This window comes from Leptospira stimsonii (assembly GCF_003545885.1).
Taxonomy (GTDB): domain Bacteria; phylum Spirochaetota; class Leptospiria; order Leptospirales; family Leptospiraceae; genus Leptospira; species Leptospira stimsonii.
This window is the reverse complement of sequence record NZ_QHCT01000011.1, coordinates 49,122-75,259: the sequence shown is the minus strand read 5'-3', so window position 1 is coordinate 75,259 and position 26,138 is coordinate 49,122. Positions and strand designations below refer to the sequence as shown.

Annotated in this window: 20 protein-coding genes; 6 read left to right on the top strand and 14 right to left on the bottom strand. The window is 40.0% G+C overall.

Annotated features, from left to right (window positions below):
- From DLM75_RS22390 to DLM75_RS22370, 5 genes are all read left to right on the top strand, one after another.
- On the top strand, positions 1-389 hold a 389-nt coding region (locus DLM75_RS22390; RefSeq protein ID WP_158586508.1), incomplete at its 5' end, for an integrase core domain-containing protein.
- A 187-nt stretch (positions 390-576) separates the two neighbouring features.
- Positions 577-1,596 carry a type IIL restriction-modification enzyme MmeI gene (locus tag DLM75_RS22385; protein ID WP_147456692.1) on the top strand — a complete coding sequence of 340 codons (1,020 nt, stop codon included), beginning with the start codon at positions 577-579 and terminating at the stop codon, positions 1,594-1,596.
- A gap of 189 nt (positions 1,597-1,785) precedes the next feature.
- Positions 1,786-2,067 (top strand): type II toxin-antitoxin system RelE/ParE family toxin, encoded by a 282-nt coding sequence (locus DLM75_RS22380; protein WP_167731804.1) that lies wholly within the window; start codon positions 1,786-1,788, stop codon positions 2,065-2,067.
- Positions 2,068-2,086: 19 nt separating this feature from the next.
- The gene (locus tag DLM75_RS22375) at positions 2,087-2,380 is read left to right on the top strand and encodes a HigA family addiction module antitoxin (RefSeq protein ID WP_118970727.1); all 294 of its coding nucleotides are present in this window, start codon (positions 2,087-2,089) and stop codon (positions 2,378-2,380) included.
- Positions 2,381-2,482: 102 nt separating this feature from the next.
- Positions 2,483-3,538 (top strand): hypothetical protein, encoded by a 1,056-nt coding sequence (locus tag DLM75_RS22370; RefSeq protein ID WP_118970726.1) that lies wholly within the window; start codon positions 2,483-2,485, stop codon positions 3,536-3,538.
- A gap of 471 nt (positions 3,539-4,009) precedes the next feature.
- On the opposite strand, the gene DLM75_RS22360 is transcribed toward DLM75_RS22370, so the two are convergent.
- The 10 genes from DLM75_RS22360 to DLM75_RS22315 form a co-directional block, all read right to left on the bottom strand.
- Entirely contained in the window at positions 4,010-4,672 is a 663-nt protein-coding gene (locus tag DLM75_RS22360) for a hypothetical protein (RefSeq protein WP_118970724.1), read from the bottom strand.
- Between the two features lie 63 nt (positions 4,673-4,735).
- Positions 4,736-6,025, bottom strand: coding sequence for a Y-family DNA polymerase (locus DLM75_RS22355; protein ID WP_241548022.1), 1,290 nt, complete (start codon positions 6,023-6,025; stop codon positions 4,736-4,738).
- Complete coding sequence (locus tag DLM75_RS22350) at positions 6,006-6,419, bottom strand: LexA family protein (RefSeq protein WP_118970723.1); 414 nt, start codon at positions 6,417-6,419, stop codon at positions 6,006-6,008. The genes DLM75_RS22355 and DLM75_RS22350 overlap by 20 nt, the downstream gene beginning before the upstream one ends.
- Before the next feature lie 51 nt (positions 6,420-6,470).
- Entirely contained in the window at positions 6,471-7,184 is a 714-nt protein-coding gene (locus tag DLM75_RS22345; RefSeq protein WP_118970738.1) for an SOS response-associated peptidase, read from the bottom strand.
- Between the two features lie 108 nt (positions 7,185-7,292).
- Positions 7,293-8,216, bottom strand: coding sequence for an LIC10906 family membrane protein (locus DLM75_RS22340; protein ID WP_118970722.1), 924 nt, complete (start codon positions 8,214-8,216; stop codon positions 7,293-7,295).
- Positions 8,217-8,232: 16 nt separating this feature from the next.
- Positions 8,233-8,874, bottom strand: a complete 642-nt coding sequence (locus DLM75_RS22335; RefSeq protein WP_118970721.1) for an LBL_2463 family protein — start codon at positions 8,872-8,874, stop codon at positions 8,233-8,235.
- A 220-nt stretch (positions 8,875-9,094) separates the two neighbouring features.
- Complete coding sequence (locus DLM75_RS24155; RefSeq protein WP_147456691.1) at positions 9,095-9,538, bottom strand: hypothetical protein; 444 nt, start codon at positions 9,536-9,538, stop codon at positions 9,095-9,097.
- A gap of 26 nt (positions 9,539-9,564) precedes the next feature.
- Positions 9,565-9,882: a metal-sulfur cluster assembly factor gene (locus DLM75_RS22325; RefSeq protein WP_118970719.1), complete on the bottom strand. Its 318-nt coding sequence runs from the start codon at positions 9,880-9,882 to the stop codon at positions 9,565-9,567.
- A gap of 48 nt (positions 9,883-9,930) precedes the next feature.
- Complete coding sequence (locus DLM75_RS22320; protein ID WP_118970718.1) at positions 9,931-10,638, bottom strand: hypothetical protein; 708 nt, start codon at positions 10,636-10,638, stop codon at positions 9,931-9,933.
- Positions 10,635-16,892 carry a TIGR04388 family protein gene (locus tag DLM75_RS22315; RefSeq protein ID WP_118970717.1) on the bottom strand — a complete coding sequence of 2,086 codons (6,258 nt, stop codon included), beginning with the start codon at positions 16,890-16,892 and terminating at the stop codon, positions 10,635-10,637. The genes DLM75_RS22320 and DLM75_RS22315 overlap by 4 nt, the downstream gene beginning before the upstream one ends.
- Positions 16,893-17,079: 187 nt before the next feature.
- On the opposite strand from DLM75_RS22315, the gene DLM75_RS22310 reads away from it, so the two are divergent.
- Positions 17,080-18,207: a hypothetical protein gene (locus DLM75_RS22310; RefSeq protein ID WP_118970716.1), complete on the top strand. Its 1,128-nt coding sequence runs from the start codon at positions 17,080-17,082 to the stop codon at positions 18,205-18,207.
- Positions 18,208-18,250: 43 nt separating this feature from the next.
- On the opposite strand, the gene DLM75_RS22305 is transcribed toward DLM75_RS22310, so the two are convergent.
- Genes DLM75_RS22305 through DLM75_RS22290 form a run of 4 tightly spaced genes read right to left on the bottom strand, consistent with a single transcriptional unit; the run spans position 18,251 to position 26,130 of the window.
- On the bottom strand, positions 18,251-20,941 hold the full coding sequence (locus tag DLM75_RS22305; protein ID WP_118970715.1) for an efflux RND transporter permease subunit: 2,691 nt from the start codon (positions 20,939-20,941) through the stop codon (positions 18,251-18,253).
- Positions 20,942-20,961: 20 nt separating this feature from the next.
- Positions 20,962-24,024, bottom strand: a complete 3,063-nt coding sequence (locus tag DLM75_RS22300; RefSeq protein WP_277738625.1) for an efflux RND transporter permease subunit — start codon at positions 24,022-24,024, stop codon at positions 20,962-20,964.
- A 27-nt stretch (positions 24,025-24,051) separates the two neighbouring features.
- Positions 24,052-25,461 (bottom strand): efflux RND transporter periplasmic adaptor subunit, encoded by a 1,410-nt coding sequence (locus tag DLM75_RS22295; protein WP_118970714.1) that lies wholly within the window; start codon positions 25,459-25,461, stop codon positions 24,052-24,054.
- Entirely contained in the window at positions 25,462-26,130 is a 669-nt protein-coding gene (locus DLM75_RS22290) for a hypothetical protein (protein ID WP_118970713.1), read from the bottom strand.
- Positions 26,131-26,138: the final 8 nt, after the last annotated feature.

Genomic DNA, 26,138 nt, shown 5'->3' with positions numbered 1-26,138 from the left:
CGATTGGCATTGACGGTCAGATGATTCGAGATATGCTTCTTGAAGCAAAGGAGCAACGATTTGGTGATTCCAAAGTCCCTTCGACGCAGTTCCTATCAGACAATGGTCCTCAATATACTTCTTTTGCCACTATGGCTTTTATTGAAACGCTGGGATTTGAAGTTTGTCATACCCCTGCTTATTCTCCGGAGAGTAACGGAATGGCCGAAGCCTTTGTAAAAACATTCAAAAGAGATTATGTTTATGTGAATCACTTAAATCATGCTGAAGAAGTTATGCTGAAAATACACAATTGGATTGACGACTACAATTCCTTTGCGCCACATAAAGGATTGCAAATGTTATCGCCGAAGGAATTTATCGAAAAAGAGCTAACATTGGCTGTATGATTTTTGGGGGTAACTCCAAGGTGAAGCAATTGTATATGTATCAATAGTTAGTTGGATAAAAGGTAGTTACGATGAAGAAAAAACTTTAAGTATTCAAATAGGCGATAACATAGATTCTCCATTTGAATATCACCATCCTAAAAATATTAATTCTTCTTTAAGTATGGAATTTGATGTAGGGAATGCAATGTCCTTAAATATAAATAAAAATTCCCAGGCATGCTATCAGGGTCAGACTCACGGCCACGAAGGATTCCTCCTCAAAAAAGATGTAGCTGAGAAGCTATTAAAAAAAGATAAAAATAATTCTAAAGTATTATTTCCCTATTTAATAGGTAACGATTTACTTAAGGAAAAAGATTCACTCCCTAAAAGGTATGTTATAGATTTTAGTAACTATTCAGTTTTTGAAGCGCAGAAATTTAAAGAATTATTTAATCAAATAGAAACTACCGTGTTTTCTGTTAGAAAAAATAAAGCCAAAGAAGAAGAAGCAAAGAACAAAAAATTATTAGAAAAGAATCCTTCTGCAAAAGTTAATCATCACCACAAAAATTTTCTTAATTCCTGGTGGCATCTAGGCTATCCAAGAGAAGAACTCATGAATAGAATAAGAATAATTCCACGCTATATAGTCTGCTCCCGTGTTACTAAAAGACCTATTTTCGAATTTGTAGATAAAGATATTCATCCAAACGACGCATTACAAGTATTCCCGCTACCGGATGATTATTCATTTGGAATTTTAAGTTCAAGTATTCATTGGGCTTGGTTTAAAGCGAGATGTTCTACTCTAAAAGGGGATTGGAGATATACTTCCGACACGGTATTTGATTCCTTTCCTTGGCCACAAAACCCAACAATTAAAATGGTAGACGAAGTCGCTACTATAGCTCACGCATTTTACAAAGAAAGAAGGAAATTAATGGATAAACAGAATCTGTCGTTAAGAGATTTATATAGAATATCAGAAAAAAGTCCAAACAATGAGATTTCACAAATTCAAACGAAATTAGATGAAGCGGTTAGAAATGCTTACGGAATGAAAAAGAAAAATAACATACTTGAATTTTTATTAAAATTAAATCATAATCTCAGCCAAAAAGAAAAATCAGGAGAATTTGTTCAGGGCCCAGGTATTCCCATTAATATTAAAGATTCGAAAAAGTATATTAGTAGAGATTCTATTAAAATGGACCTTGCATAAAGTTGATTTTCGTACGTTTAAATAAGGCTTAATTTTTAAGCGACATAATTACCATTATCGGAAGTTAAGCAATCAGATGTATGGTATTTATTTTCTAGGCAATCTAATTTTTTCGTAGTTCCACCCCATTCTCTCTTTTGTATAATTTTAATATTGACACTTGTGTATCATAGTGATATATAAATCAATGTGATAGTGGGTTTTGCAAATGAAGAAACGAGATTAGTTTTCCTTGGTAAGCCATCAAAAAAGTTTCCGTCCAAAATTCACGAGCGGGCAGTTAAGAAATTAAAAATGTTGAATGCCGCGAAACGCCCAGAAGATTTACTGATACCTCCAAGTAATCGATTGCACGTGTTAAAGGGCGATCGAAAAGGACAATACTCAATTTCTATCGACAAGCAATTTAGGATTGTGTTCACTTGGAGCGAAGCAGGCGCAAGCGATGTTGAGATTCTTGACTATCATTAAAAAATCAGGAGTAATACTAATGGCAAAAATTATAAACCCCCATCCTGGGGAAATATTGGGTGACATTTTAGAAGAAATGGAAATTTCAGCTTACCGTTTGGCTAAGGAGACAGGCGTCCCTTCTCCAAACATTTACGATATTATATCAGGGAAGCGAGGAATTTCTGCGGAAGTTTCGGCAAGGTTTGGAAGGTTCTTTGAACAGACTGATTCATTTTGGTTGAATCTTCAAAATGAATACGATTTACGGAATATTGAACATGATCGGGAAAAAGAACTGAAAGAAATAAGAACCTACAAGCAAGTCGTATGATTATCAATGGTTTCCATTTATGAAAGTCAGGTACGAAAAATAAGAATCCCGCGAACTTAATTTGAAATTTCTAGTTTGCCAAAATAAAGAAATGAAAATATAATGAATATAGTTACTTTCGTTTTAGGTGCCGGTTTTAGTCATTCATTTGATAATTTATTTCCGCTATCGAATTCATTATTAATTGAAGCTAAGAATAATAATAAAATTCCGGATAATTTCCATGGAAATTTACTTACTCAATATATTAACGAATACTTTGGAGATTCTTGGGACAATGTTAATTTTGAAAAAGTGGCAACATTTTTACATAGTTCTCCATTTTCATTGGAGGGAGAAAATACAGCTATCTATTCCATTGTATTTGATCAACTAATTGGCCTCATTACATCGTCGATCGTTAATCGACAAATATCTCAATCAATTTCAAATGGAACGCATAAGAATTCAGAGATATTAGGAAAATTAAAAAAATATATCCTAAGTAATAAATCGGGAGTTGTGACAACAAATTATGATTTGATAATGGACAATTTATTACTCAATTCCGGTTACTGGTTCCCTGGAACTGGTTATGGACCAATCATGGATCCCGTCCCTCATATAACCAGAAATATAGAATCGCAGTTCAAGAGTTCGAATTATTATTGTGAATCGGAAATAAAATTGCTTAAGTTGCACGGCTCATTGAATTGGGCTGTTCCTGTTCATCAGGCTCCATGGAAAACAAATGAATGTTATTTGAATCCACCTAATACGAGAGAAAATCTAATGTGGTTAGACGCAACGCAATCTTCATTTTATAATGAAAGCCTTGGACTGAATTGGCCTTATACACCTTTTATTATTCCTCCAGTATTCGGAAAAAAATTGGATTCAAATATTATACATGATATTTGGTATCGAGCAACTTCCCGAATGAAGGTTAGTAATAAACTATATTTCATAGGATATTCTTTCCCTGAATCGGATCTTTTATTTGAGCGAATGCTAAGAGAAGGTAGTGGAAAAGGTTTCCTGAATCAGGACAAGGAAGTTCATATTGTTAATAAATATATTGACGATAGAATGAAAATAAGAGTAAAGAATATATTCTATAATGTGAATGTTGATTATCATGAGGTTGATGCAATGGAATTTATTGATAACACATTCTAATTATGAGATTTGATGGATTTTTAAATTAACAAATTAGGAAAGGATGATTTATGGATTTAGAAGAAAAAAAATAAATCATAAATGGCATTATCGAGCAAAACGGAATGATATGTCATTCCGTTTTATAATAAACTCAAAACTCCTCTTTTCCGAACTATCCTTTATAAGTGGAATCCAATAAAATAAAAAGACCGCTCTCAAGACTCCCTAAACCTTCATTCAATTTTTTTGAGACCGGGGGCGGAAGTTCTTCTCTCAAATTTTTAATTTCTGTTATAATTTCTTGTAGTTTCTCAATATTAGATTTCGCGAATTTGAATTCTTTCTCTGATAGTGCCATAACTGTATTTTTGAATATCGAAACTCAAAGTCAAGATTACTTTTTTAGATACAAAAGAAGTGTTTAAAATCTAATATTTTAGGATTAGGAATTTTCTCAATTTTGAGAACAAATTCGGCCCTTGCCCTATATTATTGATTCCGAATATTAAGAGCTGCGTTCCGTGCTTTTTGTCTCCTTCGACGTTGCATTTCTGCGGTACAATCTAGACAGGAATGAGATACGTAGTAAGTATTTTGGCTTTTCTGAATTGAGAAGTATTGGAGTTTCTTTCTTCTATCGCAAAATTGGCAAATCCTCGAGCTATTCTTTGCGATTTCTCCAAATAGTCTCACCGTTCGCGCAATCGCTTTCGGACGAAATGCGTTCAGCGAACCTTTTGAAGTTTTAAATTCTTTTTTGCTCTGTCTGTAATTTTCTATGCTTCCAACTTCTTGACCTCTCTCTAATCGTCTTTGCGTATATTTCTTATATCCATGATAATCTCTAATTCCGCAACTTTTGCACGAATGATAAAATCCTTCAATCCTGGCCGAGTATCTAAATTCTAAGAATGACTTTTCCGTTTTACAATCTTCACAGATAATTCGTTTGCCAATAATCTTTTCTCGATATTTTTCAATCGCCTTGCAGTACGCGTAAAAAGTCTTAAAGTTAAAATGATTTTTCCCTCTGAACGTTAGAACGACCCATACATATAGTCTTTCACTAAGCGGGCGTAAGCCTTTTACTTTTAATTTTTGATTTAGCTCTTCTTTTCCTATATAGTTCTTTGATAACCGCTCGCCTTTCATAGTTCGTATTTTTTATATACGATTACTCAATAAATTTCAATGATTTTTAATGCGACTTCGATCCTAAACTTTTATCTTTGGAATATCTTTCCAGGAATGAAGCGGACTTGGAGTAATTTTTTCTCGGCGCATCCTCCAAGGCTTCGACCCAAATCCTGTAATAGCAGTTCTGACTTTCCCAGACTGTGTAATTGAGTTTACTTGAACTATTGCCCCCGTTACTGCGTTCCGTCCCCCTCCTCGGTAAAATAAATCTGCTTGGTGGCCGTTTTCGCCGATCAAATCCGAAAGCATCACACCGCTTTTTTTGTATCGAAAATTCGGTTTGAAGATAGTTTCCACACACGCAATGGTATAACTTTGTAATTCAAAAAGGTCTTTTGTCGGTGTCAGAATTTTTATTCTAATATTCTCGCTATACTGCGGATCGTCTTTTTTAAACGGGTCCGTCCGGAGAAATACGGAAAGGGCTTGAGCATACCGATTCTCTTGCCACAACTTTTCGACTGCGCGCGACAGATAAGTAGTCGTGGCCTCAAGAACGCTTTTAATATCCGAAACGTAATCGCCGAATGCTCTTGAAACAACGATTTCTTTTTTAGGTGGAGGGCAATCCTCTATTTCATAGCAGACGATCCCGCGCAATTCATAAACCAATCGTAAACCGACCACGGTCAGTTGGTCCCGGATCCAATGGTCGGGTGCCTTAGTAAGTTGGAGCGCGTTTGAAATATTTTTTCTTGCAAGAAGCGCGGCATAAGCCGGCCCGATTCCCCAAACTTCTGAAACCGGGAACTTTTCTAAAATTGAAAGACGCTCTTCCGGAGAAATTAAAAAGACACCGTTCGCCTTATCACGTTTAGCCAACCTATTCGCAACCTTCGCTAAAGTTTTTGTTGTTCCAATTCCAACGCATACTGGAAGTCCAAGGTACTGTTGAATTTTTCTTTTAAGCTCTCTTCCGAATTCGATAAGGCTTTCTGTTTTTACGAATCCAGTTAGTTCTAAAAAACACTCATCAACAGAATAGATTTCGACACTTGGACAGAGCGATTCGAGGACGGCTTGAAATCGATGACTCATATCTCCATACAAGGTATAATTACTAGATACAGCGATCAACCGACCGGAATCGACGAGGCCGGCCGCCTTAAAAATCGGTTGACCCATTGTTATTCCGAGCGACTTCGCTTCTTCACTTCGCGAGACAGCACAGCCGTCATTGTTTGAGAGTACGACGAGAGCTTTATTCTCTAACTCCGGACGAAACAACCGCTCGCAAGATACATAAAAATTATTCACGTCGACGAGCGCGAAGTAGCGCTGTATTCCATTAGAATACTCGGATAACACGGCTCACTACACCCCAGATAGTAACAGGGCTTTCCGGTTCTACGTGATAAACTTCACCGTCTTCTTTAGCTGTAAAAAAACAAAGAACGCCGTCAACCTTACCGATTCTACGGAGTGCAAATTCCTCCTGATAGGATACAACGACAAGGCGATTGTTCGTTAGCGGTAATGATCTATCGACGACCAATATGTCCTTATCGAGAATCCCATATTCAGACCAACCATGTCCCTGTACTTCCATCGAAAAGGATGTGTTCTGGTTAATATCCAATAGATCTCTTGGATCAAGACGCTTCTGAAAATAATCGTCAGTGGGACTCGGAAAACTCGCCCTCAATGGAATTTTGAGGAGTGGAATTTTAATGTAAGAAGGTTTTAAAAGTTTAAGTGCCATATATTTGTTTACTAAACAAATATATGCTTTTATAAATATTGAGCAAGCATTTTAGAAAAGTGAATCTGATTTTTCCGTTTCTGAAATATCCTTTAAGCATTCCTCAGTATTTAATTTGCTCTTTTGAGACAATAGTAGTTTAGAAACTGGATAAGCCCGCATCAAATTGGAATCATAAGATTGAAAAAAACGAGAAATTTCATCTCGCGATTTCAACTTTTGATCCAACCAAGATTCATATTTCTCCGGGGGAAGAATCACTGGCATTCGCTTCTTTTCATGGTAAATTGAAAAAATTTCATTCGCGGGAACTGTGATGATAGAGAAAGTTCGGAGTTTATCGTTTGAAGCTGGATCCTTCCAAATTGTAGAAACGCCCGCCATCCCAAACGGCTCGTCATTTTTTAGACGGAGAGCATACGGTTGTTTATAACCGGGCTTTCCAATACTTTCGAAAACAGCGTCCGCAGGTATAATACAACGTGATTGAAAAATAGGATCTCGAAAAGAACGTAATTCAAATATTGTTTCCGACTTTGCGTTAGCAGTCGTATATTTGAAGGCTTGCTCCAAACTTTCAGCCCAAGGTGAGACAAGCCAAAACATTGCGTCTTCGACGGTATAATCTTCGTCGGGCTTGAGGATAATTGTCGCCCCTTCTGTATAGACCACGTTGAAGCGATTCCGTGTTTCGTTAATTGGCTTTGCGAATTGGAACGAGTTCGCTTTTGACCAACGATTAGATTGTGCAAATCGACTACACATAAAAAACATCAGAACAAGGATTATGAGTATACCACAATAATCCTTTCTTAAATAGGAAATTTATGCCAAATGATTCTATGTGTCAAAAAATGTGTTTTCTAAAATCGATTATTTCAAAAATCTTTCTACAATCCGCGTGATTTTTCGAATACGCACGCTTGGCTTCATGTTTGTATTCTTTTGATAGGATAAATGAAAGTCCATAATATACTTTACTACTTCCGCACGGCTATTCCGGAGCTGTAATCGATAATCCAATGGATCGACAAAGGAATGTAAAATTAAAATAGGCTTATAAGTGAATCGGCTTAATAAGGGAAGTTTTCTTCTGGCAACGAATCTGCTTTTAAGATATAAAGAACGCGATTCAAAGGCATTGTATTGAATTATAGCGACGGACCATAGGAAAACCCAAATTAAAATTCCAAAAACGGATAGATATCCTTTGAAAATTCCAAAAAAAGGTAAAACATAAACAAATAGAATTGATATTATAAATCCAAATAATGTTCCGAGCATTAGCAATGTGGATCTTACTCGTACGATCCCCCTATGCAGAATAGCCTTTCTCAACAAAAAGAAAATTGAAATGCTTATGTTCACGAAAGAATAAAAGATTAGAACGTGGTATGCAAACCTGGGTTTATAAACGGAGATCCCTTCTTCCTTTACGTCAATCGTTGCAGAGAAAAGACAAGAAAGAACTAGATAACAAATAAGAAAATATTCTAAAATACGGAATTTGTAAGAAGGTTCGTATTTATTTTCTAAAATTGAGAGAGAGAGTTCTTTTAAATAAAAGGGAACAAAGACAGCGGCTATTAATATCCAGTTCGGGGCGACTCGGCTCAATGATTCGGGAATAAACTCGCGCACCCCAGATCCAAAAACCCAGACACTTAGCGTTGCGGCTAACGTTAAAAAGTTAGTTCGGGTATCAAAAGATGCCCTTTCTCCAACACGGAATACGTAAATACCTAAGAGAAGGATTGACGATGAACAAAAAAGACTAACTCCAAAAACAATACCCATAATTTTTCCTCAGAAATTATGGTATTTTTGATGCAATTATTTGTAAACTGGCTTTAGGTATTTCAATTATGTTTAAAAGTACGCGTTCGTCGTTATGCAAAGAACCAGGGAAAAAAACAAGCTGATTGTATACTTTTGATACTTTAGCTCCCGCCGAACTATAAATCCGGACAATAGATTTCATTTTTGGATCGTAGAATCCGTACGTCGTATCGTATTTTTTTTCTAAACAGTGTTTTGCGACGGTACTAAAATTGAGAACTGCGGCACGCCAGCCATTTCGCGAATTTAAGAATGCGACATTATTCCAATCAGCCGCATTTTCTTCGATAAGTGCGTAGCGTCTGGGCGGATAGCTCCCGTCAATCACGGCCATTTCTATTGGAAGAAAATTATTCGGCTTCTTTTCAACTACCCTCATCGCCGAGAGAATTTGGTTCTCGGAATTCACTACATAAAACCAGGTTGACCAGAGATCCAAGTCAACCGCAGTGTACGCTGACTTTGTATAACCGCCTGCTACAAAAACGGAGTGTATGAATTCTTTTACTCGTTTCAATTCGTTCGGATTTTCCAATCCTACGATTTTTCGACACTGAAAATCAGTCTCTTTGCGTTTTATATTCGATGAAGATTTTTCTAAAACTAAATGTGACATAAGTAAATTATGTCACATGGAAAACATCATTTCCAGCTTTTTTTTGAATCTTGTTTAAGTTTTACTTAAATTTGTTCTTAGGAAAGATAGTTTGCGTGTTTAACTATTGCTTTTCGAATAGCTTCTGGATGGAAAAAGAAAGCCCGGCTTCCTTATGGAAAACCAGGCAGAGATTCGGTTAAAAAAGATTACAATTTGCAGTATCACCTTTCAACTGCAATTAAGGACCACATGAAATACTCGAAAGCGTTGTTCCTGTAAATGTAACCTGGCAGAAAGGATTTCCTCTAAACCCACTTGTTGTAAATGCGTTCGAGCAGAGAGTTGTTAATGTTACGTTATCCATCACTTGAACACTAAATTGTCCGGATACTTGTTCTGAAAACCCACGAGACGAACCTGCCGAAAGACTTGTGATTGATTGCAGGGCGCTACCTGAACAATTCGAACCGGAAAAAAGACGAAACGCAAGGCTATTACAAAGTGCACAAGAATTAGATCCAACATTCACTGTCTTTGGAGCTGAATTTACTATCAACAGTTGCATTATGGCTTCTGATGTAGTATCTTTTTTCTCGTCACAGTTTGTCAACAAAGCTCCGAAGGATAAAAAGGCAACCGTCAAACAGATCGCTCGAACATTCATTTTCTTTAAATAACTCACAAAAGTTTACTCCTTATTTATTATAGTTAATAATAAATTCCTAATTTATTTTTCGAGTTCTCCCCCGCCATCAAATCGAAATTCCATCTTGGGAACCATACTACCTGGGTTTGAACTATTTTAATCCCGCTAATCAGAAGAATTCGATTTCTGATTTCCTCCTGAAGATATTCACCAAATGGTGAAGCAAGCGAAGGAAGTGTAATTTCAATTTTAGCGGAATACTTTTCAACTTTTATATTATATACCAAACCTAAGTCAATTACTGACATTTTGATTTTCGGCTCAATCACATGTTTCAATTCTTCGTAAATTTGTCTTTCTTTCGGATTGAACAAATCCATTTTGAATGTCTTCCTTAAGTTCAAGATCCTTTTTAGTACTTGCGTAGATTATTTCAGATTATTGTAGCCAGGTGGTTTGCAGTTCGGCCACTCACGTCCTTCAGGGCTAGGTTCTTCGAAACATGCGCCAATTCGATCATCCATTTCAACGTCAATCAGTGTCTTATACGTTTTAACGTGTATTGGATAAGGGTCACCAATTTTCGAAGCTCTAGCAACAAGGCCATCAAAAAGATCAGGAGCAAGTTTCATTTCATCAATCTTAAAAAACTTAACATATATGTGCGAAGAAGTTCCACCTCGAAATTGACTCACAAAAAGAACTTTATATATTCGTTTTCCATTATACTCAGCATAATATTCAGCTTCATTCTCAGCTTCCTTGAAATCAATTCGATAGATTTCAGGATAATCCTCTTTATAATTATAGAATTTAAAAAACAATGCTTTATCTTTCCCATTCATCTCTGCGTTCGCATGTGCCAGTTTTAAATACGGATACTTGCTTTCCATGGCTACAATTTCATGCCATTCCGTACCACTTAAACCATAGAATCCGACTAATCTTTTATCAGAAATATTTAGTATTTCAATTTTCTTCTTAGCATTCTCCGAAATCTCAGAAACATTCTGAGATTTAGATGATGCATCCCCAGCAGAATTCTCGCGACAAAATTGAAAAGTAATTAGAAATATAAATGAAACGAATATAATTTTCTTCATATCTTTTGCTCCTTTTTGAATATTAAAACTCAATAGTATATCTTGTAAACCTTAACACTATTATTGATGCTTATTACTTCATTATATTTTGTACCGCCACCAGAAACTCCACCTGTATGATTCATATTCACCCAAGATCCATCTTCTTGTTTCATCCACAAGCAGAAATGATTCGGACCGGCAACACCGCTGGCGTCATCCCAAACTTGAATCACCTTGCCCGGCGCAAACGAATCCAATTTGCTTTTAAGATCGTCAACAGGTATCGGGTTCGAAAATCCTTGCAACGAACCATTTGCATTCATAGAAATATTACCAAAATCATTTTCAGTCACTACCGGATTTCCGTAGCTTGCCATATAACCTGGGGTATGCCCGCCATCCACTACAGGCGCTTTTGGATTGCCTGCAAGTGCAAGATCGCCTGTTTTAACTTTGTAAGTGTAAAATTCTGCAAAGCTTACATTCGTCTTCCCTTCCGCTACTCCTTGCATCCAGTTTGCATAGATCCGGCAGGTTGCAGCGGATATGGCCGCCGCATCACTTTCCGAGCGGTTCGGACTAAAAATCCAATCTCTTACTTCGTTAAAGTTCTTTAACTGCTCCGGAGTCAAGTTAGCGGCAGGTTTGAAAGAGTCCTTTTTAAAGTCGGCACTTTCCTTAATCGCCTGCATAATCATAGTAAGCTGAATTGCTGTGCCTTGATTGCCGCTCTGAGCCCCAAATAAAACAGAGGTAAGCTTTTCCACTTCCGCTCTCTTCCTTTCTACAGACCAACTCGGATCAAAAGTTATATTAGCAAACGTTCTCTCCGCAATCGCTTCTACTTCGGCCTTCGTTAGATTCTTAGGCAATAATAAATCTCCACCCGCGAGTAGATAATTCTTCACACGTTCAATTTGATTCGCAGTCAATACATCCTTCGTAACGTTCTTGATAGAATCAGTTGAAATTGAGGTTGTAGCATACTTCAATACCGGATCTCGATTCAATACAGCAAATACTCCCGTATATTCCCCATTGGCGTTTTTAGAAGCATCAGCAGCTTTAGTAAATGTTGTAACGATATAGTTTCGTGTATCTTGAATCTTTTTGTTCAACTGATCTACTGTCTTCTTGATATTCTCAACCAATTCTTTGCTGTTCGGATCGTTTTTCAACGCACCGATCTGGTCGATAAAGCCGGCCTTCGTCTTCTCAAGATAACTAAGTTCCGTAACCTGCTTCTTCGTGGCCTCGTCGATCGTCGCGGCTCTCCTCATAAACTCGGTTACTCCAAGAACCGCATTCTCATTGTAATTCGCGTTGTGAACCAGAATCGCATCTTCCGTTACGTAATACGTGTGAGCATTCTCTACCTTTAAGTTGTAAACGGTCTCTTGTCTTCCTTCGATAGTAATCGAAGTAATTCCAAGTGTCTCGTCGTTCGAAAGGATCGATCTGTCTCCGACTTTCAAGTCCTTCACTTCTACCCAGCCTTTGTTCGCAATTTGGAACGGATGGCTCGCTGTTGTCTCGATTACTCTTCCGTTTTCGTAAGTTAGTCTGTAAATACTCTCTGCCTCTCGAATATATGTCTTCAACACTCGGTTGTATTCCGTTGTTTCGCCGGATTCGTTGTAAGAAAGAACCTCATCCCCTACCTGAATCGTCTCGATCGGAACAAGTCCCCTCTTTGTATGAACCAAAGTCCCCGCGACAAAACACTGCTGGAAGACTAAGTTACCGTTCGAATCCACATACGAAAACTCTCCAAACGCGTTCCCTACTAAGTTATTTAGATAGATATTCGCCTGACCCAAAAACTGATTCAATACGCTATTGGAAGTGTTCGAAGTATTCGCGGTCCCATATACGGCAGGTGAATCATGGATTGCATCTTGTAACGCCGTATTCGGTGTAGCCTTAGTCGGATCGGGATATGCTTCGTTGTGGATGAGTCCCATTACGTCGTTTGCAAGTTTAATCGCTGCATCCAACTGCGGACCGTCTAACTTACCGTTCTTTAGATCGCTCGAAAGTTGTGTCATCGCTTCGGCAAACTTCTCCGGACTCAAACCCATCTGGCTTGCAAGACCTTTTAGATATTCGCTCTTGTTGATGATATTCAGATCGCTCGCAACATCCAGTTCCTTGCTCGATCTAAGGGCATCTTGTGCCTTGATCTTCGCATCCATCACCTGTTGCGCGTTCATATAGTTAAAGTCCTGAGCCCAAGTGTTGCTTACCTGAACACCGCTCCAACTTCCCGTATTCACGTTATAAGAGATGCTTGCGGCTTGGTTCCCTAAGACGTCCGCACCAAACGTGATATTTCCATCCGCTGTGAGTGTAATTGAACCGCCTGCACCTAACGCATTCTTCCCGCCTCCGCAATTCGTTCCATTTACATCGCAACCGTATCCGGCAAAGATCCCGGGCGGTTGGCTGTGGTCTGTGCTAAAGCTAACTCCTACGTTCGTTCCATATTCCTGACCCATTCCAACGCTACCGCTCGTATGTCCGCTCTGCAAGTTGTAGCTTAAGTTGTAAAACCCGGCTGTATCAAAGATCTTGCCCCCTACGTTCAGATTAAACCCGCTCCCCGGAGCGAAAGAGATCCCTCCGTTCAACGCCGAACTGCCTAACGCAAAACCGCCTCCCCATCCGTTAGCCTGCGCTCCGTTCATCCCTCGGTCGATCAATCCGCCTAACGTGTTGATATTCTGAGGGGGTGTATAGCTGATGTATCCCGCAAGTCCGCCGGGACCGGTTGCCCCAAGCAACAATCCGTTCGTTACACCGGCAAATACTTCGTTCATATTCCCATGTCTGGAAGCGATTGCTCCCTGCACGGTAGCGTTTGCAATCGCAATCATTCCTTTTACGGAGCTAAAATAATTTCCCACTTGGGAAATTAGACTTGCCCCGGCTACGTTACCGGGTCCGGGAACAAACTGCATCGCAATCGCCGCGGCGATGGAAACTGCTGTAGAAAGCATCTGCTGTTGTTGCTCCCTCTCAGCTTTGTTTGCCGCAATCCTTCGATCCTGTTCTTGCCATAGTGCCGACAGCAATTTAGGATCGATCGTCCCCCCACTTCCCGCCGCAACAATTTCCGAGACCTTCAAATACATACCGTCCTTTATCGCGGCCTTGTATTGTGCTTGTAAATCGCCTGTCGCAAGAATCGCCTTTAAGTCCTTGCCTCTGACATATTCGGCGGCTTCAATTCCTTCGGTATTATAATGTTTTAATGTATCCTTTGATACAAGACCCAGATTAGCAGCGCCGTAAGCCAAATCCGAAGAGGTCAACAATTTCGTTGTTCCGACAAGTAATTCCGACGTCGCGTTATTCATAATCGTTCCGAGCGGCTTTCCTATCTCTTTCAAACCAGGCACATAAGTTAAAGCGGAAGCAGTAATGATTCCGGAAGCGGCTCCGGTTGCGGCAAACGTTCCTAAAGCACCGGCAGACAGACCTGTGCCTGTAATCGCGAGTGGTCCAAGAACCGTGAATCCTGCCCCAATCACACCGGCGGTTATAATCGTTCGGGTCTGCATCTGCTGTTCCGCTTTTTTACGCGCTTTCTCGTTCTCGTGATTCCCAAGCCAAGCCGCAACCAAATCAGGCGATATATTTGGGAACGCTTTAGAAATCGCCTTCGAAACCGCAGAAACGGTCATATCCTTTATCTGTTGTTTCGCCCACGCAGTCCCGGACGTGCCTCCGATCATTGCTTGAACCAGACTCGACGCGGTTTTATGAAAATTCACTTGGGCTATGGCACTTTTTTGAGCAAGGATGCTATTCTGATTTTCTACCTTGTCCAAATTTTGCATATTGGCGGAAATGGAATCGATAAACTTGTCGTTGAGATAATCCTTCGTTCGATTTGCGTTTGATTGGTTCATATACGACACAAACTCGTCTTCCTTCGATTCCGACAGCCAATTCGAATTGAAAATTCCGCCTAACTTGCTCGTATCTGCAAGTTTAACCGTCCCCGCATTCCCAATCACTCGATCCGACGTTTTCGTTTCCAAATGATAGCTTGCAAAATCCGTCGCATCTTTTCCGTCTTCTAAAGTGGCAACTCCCGATTTCTCTTCATAAACTACATGTATATTGCCTGCCGAGTCCGCATAAACGTTCTTATATTTATTTTGAAAATACCGATCGTCGTTTTGAATCGCATCGCAAGCGGATTGGTTCGATTTATATTTGCTCCCCATGCACATACCGGCGTCCGGAGCATTGGAATCGTCTCCATTGGAGTTTTTTCCGGTAAACTTCGCCAAAACGTCATCCGGAACCTCATCCTTCATTTCTCTTTGTTTTTCTAAATTCTGCACAAGACTTTCAAGCGCTTCCTTCTGACTTTGTAAGGCCGCAATCTGATTCGCCTCGATCAAACTCAGGTTATACGCGCCGTTGACCGCCTGTTGGAGATTGGTGGCAAACTGATTGATTACGTTTGCATTCGGTAATTCCGTATTCTGAAACTGGCTGATCTGTTGAGAGATTGATGTCAAAGAATTCGTGTTTACGTTCGTCGAAAAAGCCGGCAACGGTGCGTTATTCGCAACTGAATTAGCGTCCGCATTCAGATTCGATAGTTCCGTTAACCAGCTATCACGATTTTGAAAAAGTTCCGCAGACTGCGATTGATACTGCGTTTGTAAATTCGCCTGTAACTCTACTTTTTTAGCCTGCCATTCCGTATAACGTGCCTTGTAATCGGTTACCTGTTGCTCCCAGTTCTGAATCGCGGGCAAAAGCGTCCCCTGCCACAGGTTGAACTTCCCGTTCAACTCGTCCCTGTATCCTTCGTAAAGCTGCGCGTTATTCTGAGCCGCTAAATCGTGAACCTGAACATTTCCTTGGAAGTAAACATTGTTTTCCGCATATGTTTCTGTATACGACCAGAAAACACCTGCCCACCCAGCCCAATAAAGACCTTGAAACGTCCAAAATCCTGTTCCATCGGAACGATAAGATCCGCCCAAACCTAAAAACGGAGTTCCCACATCAGAATTAAAAGCGAGATAATGATTTACATAATCCGAAGTAGAATTAGCGACTAAATCTACATTACTTACGTCGCTCACGACCAAATTAGGATTTCCTAATAGGCCGCTTAATTGAGCAAGTAAAGCTGTATAATTCGCGGTTGTAGGATTATCGATATAATTTTTTGCCAAAACTGCAACGGGATCGTTCCATGTAGTAGTTGTAAAACCGTTAAGAGAAAAATTGTGCAGAGTTCCGTCACCGTAAGACCAAAGATCATACTCCACGTCCCGATACCCTTGCGCGGTAGTGGTTGCATATTGCTGTTGCTCTTGCAGATAATCCTGCATCGTATCGGCAATATCCGTAAGCGACGCAGGTTGAGTTGGATCCAAGGCCGCACTTAAATCGTCGATCAAATCCTTCAATCGTCTCCCTGCCGCATTTAGCTTCGTCTCATCGATGCTATTGTATGCGGTCAAGAGTTCCGCATTTGTAAGAGTACTAAAATCCCCAAGTAGCGATACCCCCGCTGAATTCCGATTATGCAAAAGCGATTGTTGTAACAGATACGCTTTTAAACCGTTGTTATTCGACTGCACGGTACTGCGGACTTGAGACTCAAACGCTTCTATCTGCTGAAGGTTGGCGGCAAACTCGGCGTCCGTTGAGGAAATGGAGTTCCACATCGATTGAAAGGTCGTCTGAAGATTGGTGAGTGCGGTTTGAAATTCGTAAAGGCCTACCTGCACATTCTGTTGAAAATTGGAGTTCCATTCCTCCAACGCCTGAGAGGTGCTTCCATTGGAAGGATTCGGGATGGTGTTGCCTAACGCGTCCACCTGTGTCCCTTGTAGACTCGCAAGAAAATAATTTCGTTCTTCCTGAATACGCGCTGACGCCAACGCCTCCCAGTTCTTCGCCGCGTCTTCCTTTTCAAGATTCAAGTAATTGGTAACGTAGTCGATATATGCCTGATTGCCGACAACGCCGTCGGTTTGTGTAACCGTGGAAAGAATATTTGTAAATTCAATGTTTGCTTGCGTCTCCCAATCAGCCTTAAAGGAGACAAACTGCTGATTCACTAATTGATCCCAGGAAGTGACACTCGAAAGATGAAACGCTTGTTCGAAAAGCGAATTCCAGTCGTTTGCCTGATAACTACCCGTATTTAAGTCGATTGGGCCGACTGGCTGCGCAAAAAGTCTGGATTTTTCATGACTAAAAAAAATAATGAATCCAAAAAGGAAAATAATGAACCGTTGACATCGCTTCTTTACCGCATTCGACATAAGAAATCCATCCAATCTCTGTGATGTTTTTGTCAAAATAATATCACAATTAGAATTGACACAACTAAAAAATAAATCGGAAATAAAAAAGCCGGAAATTCTTTTTATTAAAAAACAAACCCTCTCCTATTAGTTTTAATAATAAATCAATCACTCGGAATCAAACTCTTGCAATAAGGAATAAACAATGGTACTCAAGCGATGCATAACGGTCCTGACTCTTCCTTTGTTCCTATCGTTTTCCTGCATAACAATCTATAGAAATTCAATAAGGGACGACTTTCAGATCCCCTCTCTTTCCGGAAACGGTCCGAAACTCGGAGTCATCGTAATCTACGAATCCACGCCTCTCGGATACGCGCGCGGATCGTTCACGGAATTGAGTATCAGCGATGACCTAAAGGAAGAATTTGCCGAACATCCCAGACTCAAATTGATTGCAGTTCATTCTACAGAAAGTTATGCGAAACCGGTAGGAAATCTAAAAAACGTATTGGTTCTTCGCCTTTCCAGATTCGCGTCTTGGATCAACTGGACTTTCTACGCTTCGATTCTGACCGCGTTCATAATCCCGACCGTCAACACTCGGGACTTCAAGCTCGATGCGGAACTTTATGATAATAACGGAATTTCGGAAAAGATTTCTTCGATTTCTGAAAATGCGATCTATGCGCAAACCTGGACCCAAATCTTAATACTGCCGTTTTATTGGCTCAACCCGAAAGGAACGGTGATCGACCCCAATATATATAAATCCGTCCGAACGGTAATGCAGGATCCTCGTTTAGTTTCCAAGCTTTCGGATGAAATTATTGCCGATTACGAAGTGGTAAAAACCGCGCCTTTGGATTACGGAACCTATGTTCTGAAAACAAAAATCAAAGACGTGCAAAAAGTGGACTCGTATTATAAAAGTGTGGTCGGCGGAGGTGGTCCGCCGAGAAAAGATAAGATAACCCCTACCCATCCCGAACAGGACGACTTTGTCAAGGTTACCGTCGAATACGAAAATGCTTCGGACGCCAATGCCTGGGTTACTCCGTTTCGATTCGCTCCTTATCCGAGTCTCTGGGAACTGCAAAGGAAAGTTTCCGATCCCGCTCAATTTCCCGGAGTCGAAATCCACACGGGACAACCGCAGCATATCGAATACGTCCCTTTCGATCCCAAGACCTTTATAACCTTCCGGGCTCCTTATGAAGCGATGTTGTTGGAACCCAAGACCTCGATCAAACGGGTCTACTACTTTCAATATCCGAAAGGACAAAATCCCGAATTCTTTATCTACAACGGGCGCAAAGTGGAAACCGATTAACCGAAACTGCGTATATTTTTTAGGGAGAATCTATTTTCCTTATCTATAAAAAAAGTCCTAAAGAGAGGAAATACAGATAAGAGTCTGCCTTCCATTCGCCGCAAAGAAATCGAATCGATGAAAACAACGCAGCAACTCTGAGTAAATAGAGCGCGATTTCTTGTATTCGGTTTTCGGTATTCGCAATTTGGAAAATGCGCGAAAGGATTAAAACGAAAAGAAACAGATAAAAACCGGCATTCGCATCGCCTAAAGTTTCGAAGATTTTAGAAGTTTTTTGCTCCGCTTTTTCGATTCGATATCCGAAAGGAAGTGGAAATGCGAGAATTCGATTTTCTAAAGCGACTCTATCTCCTGAACTCTTATCTCTGAATTTTACGCTAAACGCAAGATATCGTGAACGGTATTTATGAAAGACTTTTACTGGAGTGAAATCTTCTTGGCCGAAAGTGACTTCTCCTAAAGGAACGAATTTTCCTTCAGAATTGCGGACATGAATTTTTTCCATAGAATCTTTGGACCCTCTGAATTCCGCCGAACCTCGAACCCGAACATCGAACTCTTTTCCGTCTGAAAATGTCTTTGCCGCGATACCTCCTTGTAAAGTAAGCCTTAAGTCTTCCCCGAGTTTCGAACTATCCAAAAGAGATTGAGAGGATTTTCCCGGGTCGACATTCATGAGGAGTTCTTCTCTTGGACCCTTGTAACGCAAAACGACTTCTTCTGTTTCCGGAAATGCTGTCACTTGTTTTGCAACGGATTGAACTAAATCGTGAATCGTCTTCGGATCGCTTCCTAAAATTTCAAATGTGCTTTCCTCTGCGGAGTTCCGATCGGAATCGGTCGTAAAAAAAACGAATGCGGGACTTTGTTTGCCGACGAGTTTTTTTAATTTTGAGATCAATTCCGAATTTGCCTGAAAACCGTCCTTCAAACGAATTAGAATTCGAGAATGATCTTTTTCAACTTTTGCAACGGTCTCCTCGATCGAATCGGACTGTAAAAGAAGAGCCTCCACTTTTTTTGAAACTGTATCCGTTGCTTTCACTCCTGTACCGGAAGGCAACTCGACCATACACAAAAGAATCTGTCTTTGAACTCGAACCGAATAACTTTTATACGTAAATACGATGACTAAAACAGAAATGATTGAAATCGCAATCCATCCGAAGATCGGGTTTTCGTTAAAGCGAAACTTCATCATTTGGTAAAATGTTTGAAAGCGTGAAAGAAAAGCCGTATTCCCCAGGTAAATGCGCGCGGTCTCAGCAAATTTAAAACCTGCGACTTTGATGCGATCACACCAAGGATTGGTAATGAGTATGAAAAAACGATCCGCTTCGGAAAATCGATTTAAGAAAGGAAAGGAATGAAAATTCAGACGGATCGTAAAATTCCAAACGATTAGAAAGCAGATACTGGCAAAGGCCGTTTGAAATAAAAAGATTCCGAAATCTTTTTGAAACAAAAAGAAAAGAACGATTGCCCAAACCGCTTGAAAAACGGGAATCCCGAATCGTTTTTGTGGAAATTGAATAGCGAAATTCGGCAAAATTAAAAAAAGAAGAATAAATACGTTCGCCCCTATCGAAAGTAGAACGTTAATACTTCCGAAGCACGCATGAAAAATTCCCGAAACAATGATCGTTGTGGAAACAAAACGAAGTAAATGGGAAACCGCAGAGTCTCGAAAAAAAAATAGGACCGAAAAGAGAAACAAAAGACCTGAAAATAGAAAGTGGTCGAATAGCTCTTTTCGGATCTGGGAATAACGATCGTATATGATCTCAAGAAGAATTCCGTCTTTTTGAAATTCCGTTTGAAGACTTTCCACTTCTTTACTTAAATAACTGAGATTTCCTCGAAAAGAAGGGTAAATGTATAAACTTAAACCCTCCTTACCGTTCCTTCTAAAGAAGTTTTCCTTATCTTTTGTTTGATAATCGATCCTAGCTACGTCCCTTAAAAAAAGATTCCCTCGATTTTTTTGACTCAGCGGAATTTGCGCAAAATCACTTGGCTCTTTTTTCTTCGAATTCAAATAAATCGGTTTTTGAATTTCTCCTTCACGGGAAACAGAGATAAGAGAATACGTATGATTCGATTTTATTTTTCGAATCACGTCGTCAATCGTAAGCCCTTCCGCTTCCAAACGATCTCGATCGATCGCTATTAGTATTTCGTACGATTCTCCGCCGACTAATAAGACTCTCCCCACATTCGAATTCGTCTCGATTTTTGCTTTCAGTCTTTTTTCGGCAAATAGGCGCAATTCCCTAGGGTCTCCTGCATCCTTTTGAATCGAGAGTATCAAGGCGGGACTTTCTCCCGAGCCGGAAGATTCGATAATGGGTTTACGAACCTCTCTTGAAAAACCTGCGGTAACGCGTTCAATTTTTTCCCTGATTTCGGCGATATATTTTAGAATTTTGTCCGGGTTTTCAAAACTCAATCGGATCTCGGACTTGCCAGCTTCGGTCACGGAACGCATTTCCGAAATTCCGCCCGTACTGGACAACGCTTCTTCTAAAGGAAACGTGATATCGGATTCCACTTTTTGAACATCGGTCCCCGCATGTTGTGTCGTAACTACGACGTTTCCGGAAGCAAACGAAGGATAAACTTCCCAACTAACGTTTAATAAATTTAAAACAGTCATCAGAAGCGATAAAGCGAGGATCGATAAATGGAACCCGGGTCTTCGTTTCGCAAGCATGTCGAATAGGATAAACATAGGCTATCTTTGCGAAAAATTTAGCTTCTTTCTTCCTTGGCAAAAAGGAGAGGTATCCAAAAAAGAGAATTTAACACACTCAAAATAAGTCCGAAGCCAATCGCGGTGGCCATTGAAGATTGAAATTCCGAGCCGGGCGTCAATTCTAACATCACCGGAAGAAGTCCTGCAAAGGTGGTTGCGGAATTCATAATTACCGGTCTAAAAATGATCGCGGACGCGCTAAATGCGGCTTTTTCGGATGATCTTATTTTCTTTTTTTCTAATATATAATATTCGTAAAATAAAACGGCGGAATCGATCGAAATTCCCATCAATAAAATTAAACCGACGAACGAACTCGCGTTCAGGGATTTTCCGGTCGCGGCAAGAATTGGCAACGCTCCGAACACCACAAATGGAATCGTGAGAAGAATCTTGTTGGCGACTCGAATCGATTCGAATTGACCGGCGATCAATAAATAAAGAATAACATAAGCGAGTACAACCGTAAATAGGAGTTCGAATAGGACATCTTTGGAATCGTCTTTATTTCTAAAGTCGATCGCAACTTCGGGATTGTTCTTTGAATTGAAAAGTCCTGCCGTCTCCATTTCTACGCTTTCTTTTTTGCTTTCATCCGTATAAACGCTTAAAAAATTAGCCCTGCTTGTATCGACACCGTATAAGGAGCGGAACTGCAAGGATTCCTCCAAAACGGAAATTTCACTCAAAGGTACAAGTTTCCCTGAGTGTGGAATGTATAAATTTTTAAATGAATGTGCGTTCGGAATATCTTCTTCCCGAAAAACGAGTCGAATCGGAACTTCCTCCCCCGAAATCTCCAATCCGGAAAAATAACCGCCTAAAGTACCTATTTTAAGAAATTCGCTAACTGCGTCTGCCGACCATCCGTAACTTAGCAATTTCGATTCATCCAATCGTAATGAATAGGATCGAATTTTATCTTCGAGGACTGCGGAGACTTTTTTGACACCCTGAATTTTTTCGATTTCAGTCCTAAGTTTTTTTCCGGTCATTTCTAAATCCGAAATGTTCTCTCCACGCAATTCGATTTCGATTTCGTTCTTTTTTCCGAGCAAAGAGGATAGAACATCGCCGGAAAATTTTACGCTGGTTTCTAATTGATTAAACTCGCGCAAGAGGTCGGTACGAACACCGGCAACGATTTCGGTCGTATTTCGAACATCCCAAGCTCGAATTACGAAACGGATTTCGGTAACCGGATCGATGTTAAAACCGCTGGAATGTTTGGAAACGTTTTCTTTACCGATTCTAGCAATGCTCAATTCGATCGGATATTTATCTTTAATATAGGATTCGATTCCTAGACTGATATCTTCGACCCGCTCCCTCATAATTCCTTGAGGAAACTTGATTTGAACCTCGAATTCGCCAGTTTTCATTTGTGGTAGAATTTCCTTACGGACAAACCAGATGGAAAATCCTGATAAAAAAACGAGAACAATTAGAATTACGACGAGTTTATTAGGGAAACGAAGAATGATTTCCAGATAATCTCTTTGTAAACGGATTAAAGCCTGTTCAAGCCTAGCGAAATATTCAAATAAGGATGCTATCAGCGAACCTTCCTTTGGCGTCCATTTAGGAAACAAAGAATATAAAACTGGTGTTAGAGTGAGGGAGATCAAAAGACTTAAAATAAGGGAAATGGAAATTGCTGTCGCCATTTCGCTGAAAATCGAACCTATAAAGGATCGCAAAAAGATCATCGGAATAAAGACGAACAGAGTGGATAAAGTCGCTAAAATAACGGAAACATAAACTTCTTCCAAACCGAAAACGACCGCGTCGAAAGCATTCGTTTTCCCGGTATGATTTTTTTCGATGGCAGATAAAACCACGTTGCTATTATCGAACAGCATCCCGATTCCGACGGTTAAACCTCCCAAAGACATCATATTTATGGAAAGATCGAAAACCCAAAAAAGGAAAAAACTAGATAGCACCGCTACGGGAACGATACAAATCAAAACGAGCGGAGTTGAAAAATTACGGATCACTCCTAAACAAACTAAAAAAGCGAGTAATGCTCCAATAATAAGGGAAAGCCTGAGGCCGTGAATTGATTCCTGAACGTACGTCGCCTCATCGTAGCCGCTGACAAATTCCACTTCCCCTTTCGATGATTCGTATAAAAAATCTGCTTCTTTGGAAATCTTCCCGGAAAGAGAAATCGGATTAGCGCCGGACTCTTTATAAAAATAGAATATTACGCATTCTTTCCCATTGAACAATGCCTTCTCGGATCTTTTTCTGTAATGAATCGACACATCGGCAAAATCTTTAAGTCTGACAGTCTCGCCATTTGGACCGACGGATACGACCGTTTCCGAAAGGTCGCTTAGATTTTCCGACTCTCCTTTTACTCTTACTAGAACGTCTTTATCTCCCGAAGGAACGCTTCCGGCGGGGACATTACGATTCGATAATATAATTCTCTTGCCTACTACCTCCGGAGAGAGATTGTAGGAAAGCATTCTTTTGGAATCGATCTTCGCGAGAATCTCACGATCGTACCCGCCGCCTATCTGGAGGCTTGCAACTCCCTCTATCCTTTCCAATACGGGCTTCCAATGATTCTCTAAATATTTTCGTAGTCCGATCGAATCCTCGGCCTTTTTTGGAAAAAATACCATTTCTAAAAAAGGGCTACTGGACGGATCAAAACGTGTAAGAACTGGCTTTTCCGAATTTTGTGGTAAAATTTCCCGAACCTGTTCTATTTTTTCCCGGAGTTCTAAGATTTTAAAATCAAGATCCTGGTTGTTAACGAACGTGACCGTAATTTTACTGATTCCCGGCTCGGACACGGAAGTTACCTGTTTAACGCCTCTTGCACCGGAGAGTCGTTCCGAAAGGGGTCTTGAAACGAGACCTTCTACTTCTTCGATCCCCGCGTAGGGATACTTTGTTTCAATTTGAACTTTAGGAAAACCAATATCCGGCAAGATTGCCAGTTTCAAATCGAAAAGGGAAATGATTCCAAAAAGCATCAAGGACAAATAGAAAGAGAGAATTCCGGCTTTTTTCGAAATAAGATTTTTTAGGAAATTTTGCAAGGGTTGGGTCGTTTGATATAAGCGGATCTAAGGTTCTTTTTTTGATTGTTCAATTTCAACCTCGGAACCTTCCTTTAATCTAGAGATTCCGTCGGTAACGACCATATCTCCTTCATGAATACCTGTGGAAACTAACAAAGAATCGCCTAACGTTTCTTTAATAGTAACGTTGACTCTATAAGCGAATTTACCTCGAATCACGAAAACAAAACCTTCTTTTTCGGAGGATTCCGTAAAACAGGATCTCGGAATCTCGATCATCTTCTCTTTCCTGCCTTGAAAGGTTTTGGTTCTGACGAACATTCCCGGTTTTAACGAATGATTCTCATTGGAAACTTTGGCACTCACTTGTAAGGTGTGCGTTTTTTCATCGATAAATTCCTGAATTCTCGCGACCGATCCTGAAAATTTTTTGTTTTCGAAAATATCGGCAACCACTTCAACGTTTAAACCTTTTTGAATATTCACCGAGTCTTTTTCACTAACATTGTAAACGGCAAATACTTTATCCATTTTCGCCACTGTAAAGACCGCTTGTCCTTGTGCGGACGCGCCGCTTAGAATTTCCCCTCTCGTCTTAAATTTTCGAATCAGGATTCCATCGATCGGGCTAAATAGATCGGACTCTTTAAGATTCTGTTTAGCTGAAGTTAAAAGCGCATCGGTAGAACGAACGCTTGCAGAGGCGACATCCATTTCGGCTTTTTCGATTTTCGTACCAATCTCTTTTAAAATGGACAGTTTTTTAGATTCGGTTTTGGGAATTTCAAAGCCCGCTTCTTTGATATCCGAATCGCGCATGCCGATTTGAAGAATTTCAAGATCTCTTTTCCCGTTTTCATACGCCGTAGATCGAGAAATCATTTCAACCCTTGAAACATTCAACTCTTCCTGACTAAGTCCCCCGTCTTTTACAACCGCTTCCTTAGCCTCGTATGTTTTTTTGGCCTTTTCATATTCTTCCTTGTATTTATGAACAAGTTCGGCTTGTTTTTTAATTTCTATAAATCGAGCCTCTACACCCCTTTTTGCCTTTTCGTATTTTTCCTGGGCCAAACGCAGATTTGCTTTTGATGAATCCAAGGAAGCCTCATAACGATTTTTCTCTTGGTCGAAATTGAATTTTTCTAAGGAAGCAAGCAGCTTCCCTTGTTTGACCCGGTCGCCTTCTTCCACAAAGAGTTTATCAAGCCGACCGGGAACCTTAAAATATAAATCCAATTTCTCCTCCGGTTCGATGGAACCGGTCGATTCGATGGATGGAGCGATTTCCACCGTATTGGCTATAACGACTTTTACTGGGACCTTTCGATAAGCGTCAGATCGAATGCTGTTTTTTATTCTTGGAAAAATCACGAATGCTGAAAATACGATCAGACCGAAAACTCCGATCACACCGAATATGAGCCGATCCTTTTTTCCGTTTTTAAAACTCATTTAACGGATTATCCAGATAACGAGAAAGAATACTGCCAGGATAGGCGTTGAAAAAGTAAATATTGACCGGCCGATGGCCTGAGAATAAAGCGTTTTGGATAGAGTTACGTATCTGACCGCATATAAATACACGCCGGTCAAAAGCGTTATCAAATAAATCGAAGAGTAAAAGAGCAAAGGTAGTAGCTCTTGTTTATAGCTTTCCGGAAAAAACTCCGCATAGAGTAAAATCGGAAATAAACAAAGAATAAATCTCGAATAGGAAGTGATTTCTAATCCCGCAAGACTTCTCAGACTTACTTCTTTTTCGGAAAAGGATTTTAGCACGACGTATTTCATTAAAATAGAAAACGATTGATAGAGAAGTATGAAAAAAACTGCCCACAATATCGTATAAGGATAAGTGTTCATCGAATATAATAACGGGGAAACTCCTCGTTGTTCAAAAAGCAACTTCATTCTCATATTCAAAGCATTTACCTCGTCATAACTGACGCTATAGGTAACGATTATATTTCCAATGGAGTATATTAGGATAAGAGCGACTTGCGCAACAAATACATTATACAGGAATCCTTTTGAATTTTCGATGATATCGCTTTCCGTGCTCTTAAAATAATCCTGGAAAATCTTTTGTGCCTTCAGTTTGAATAGATGCGATCTTTGCATGGAGAGAA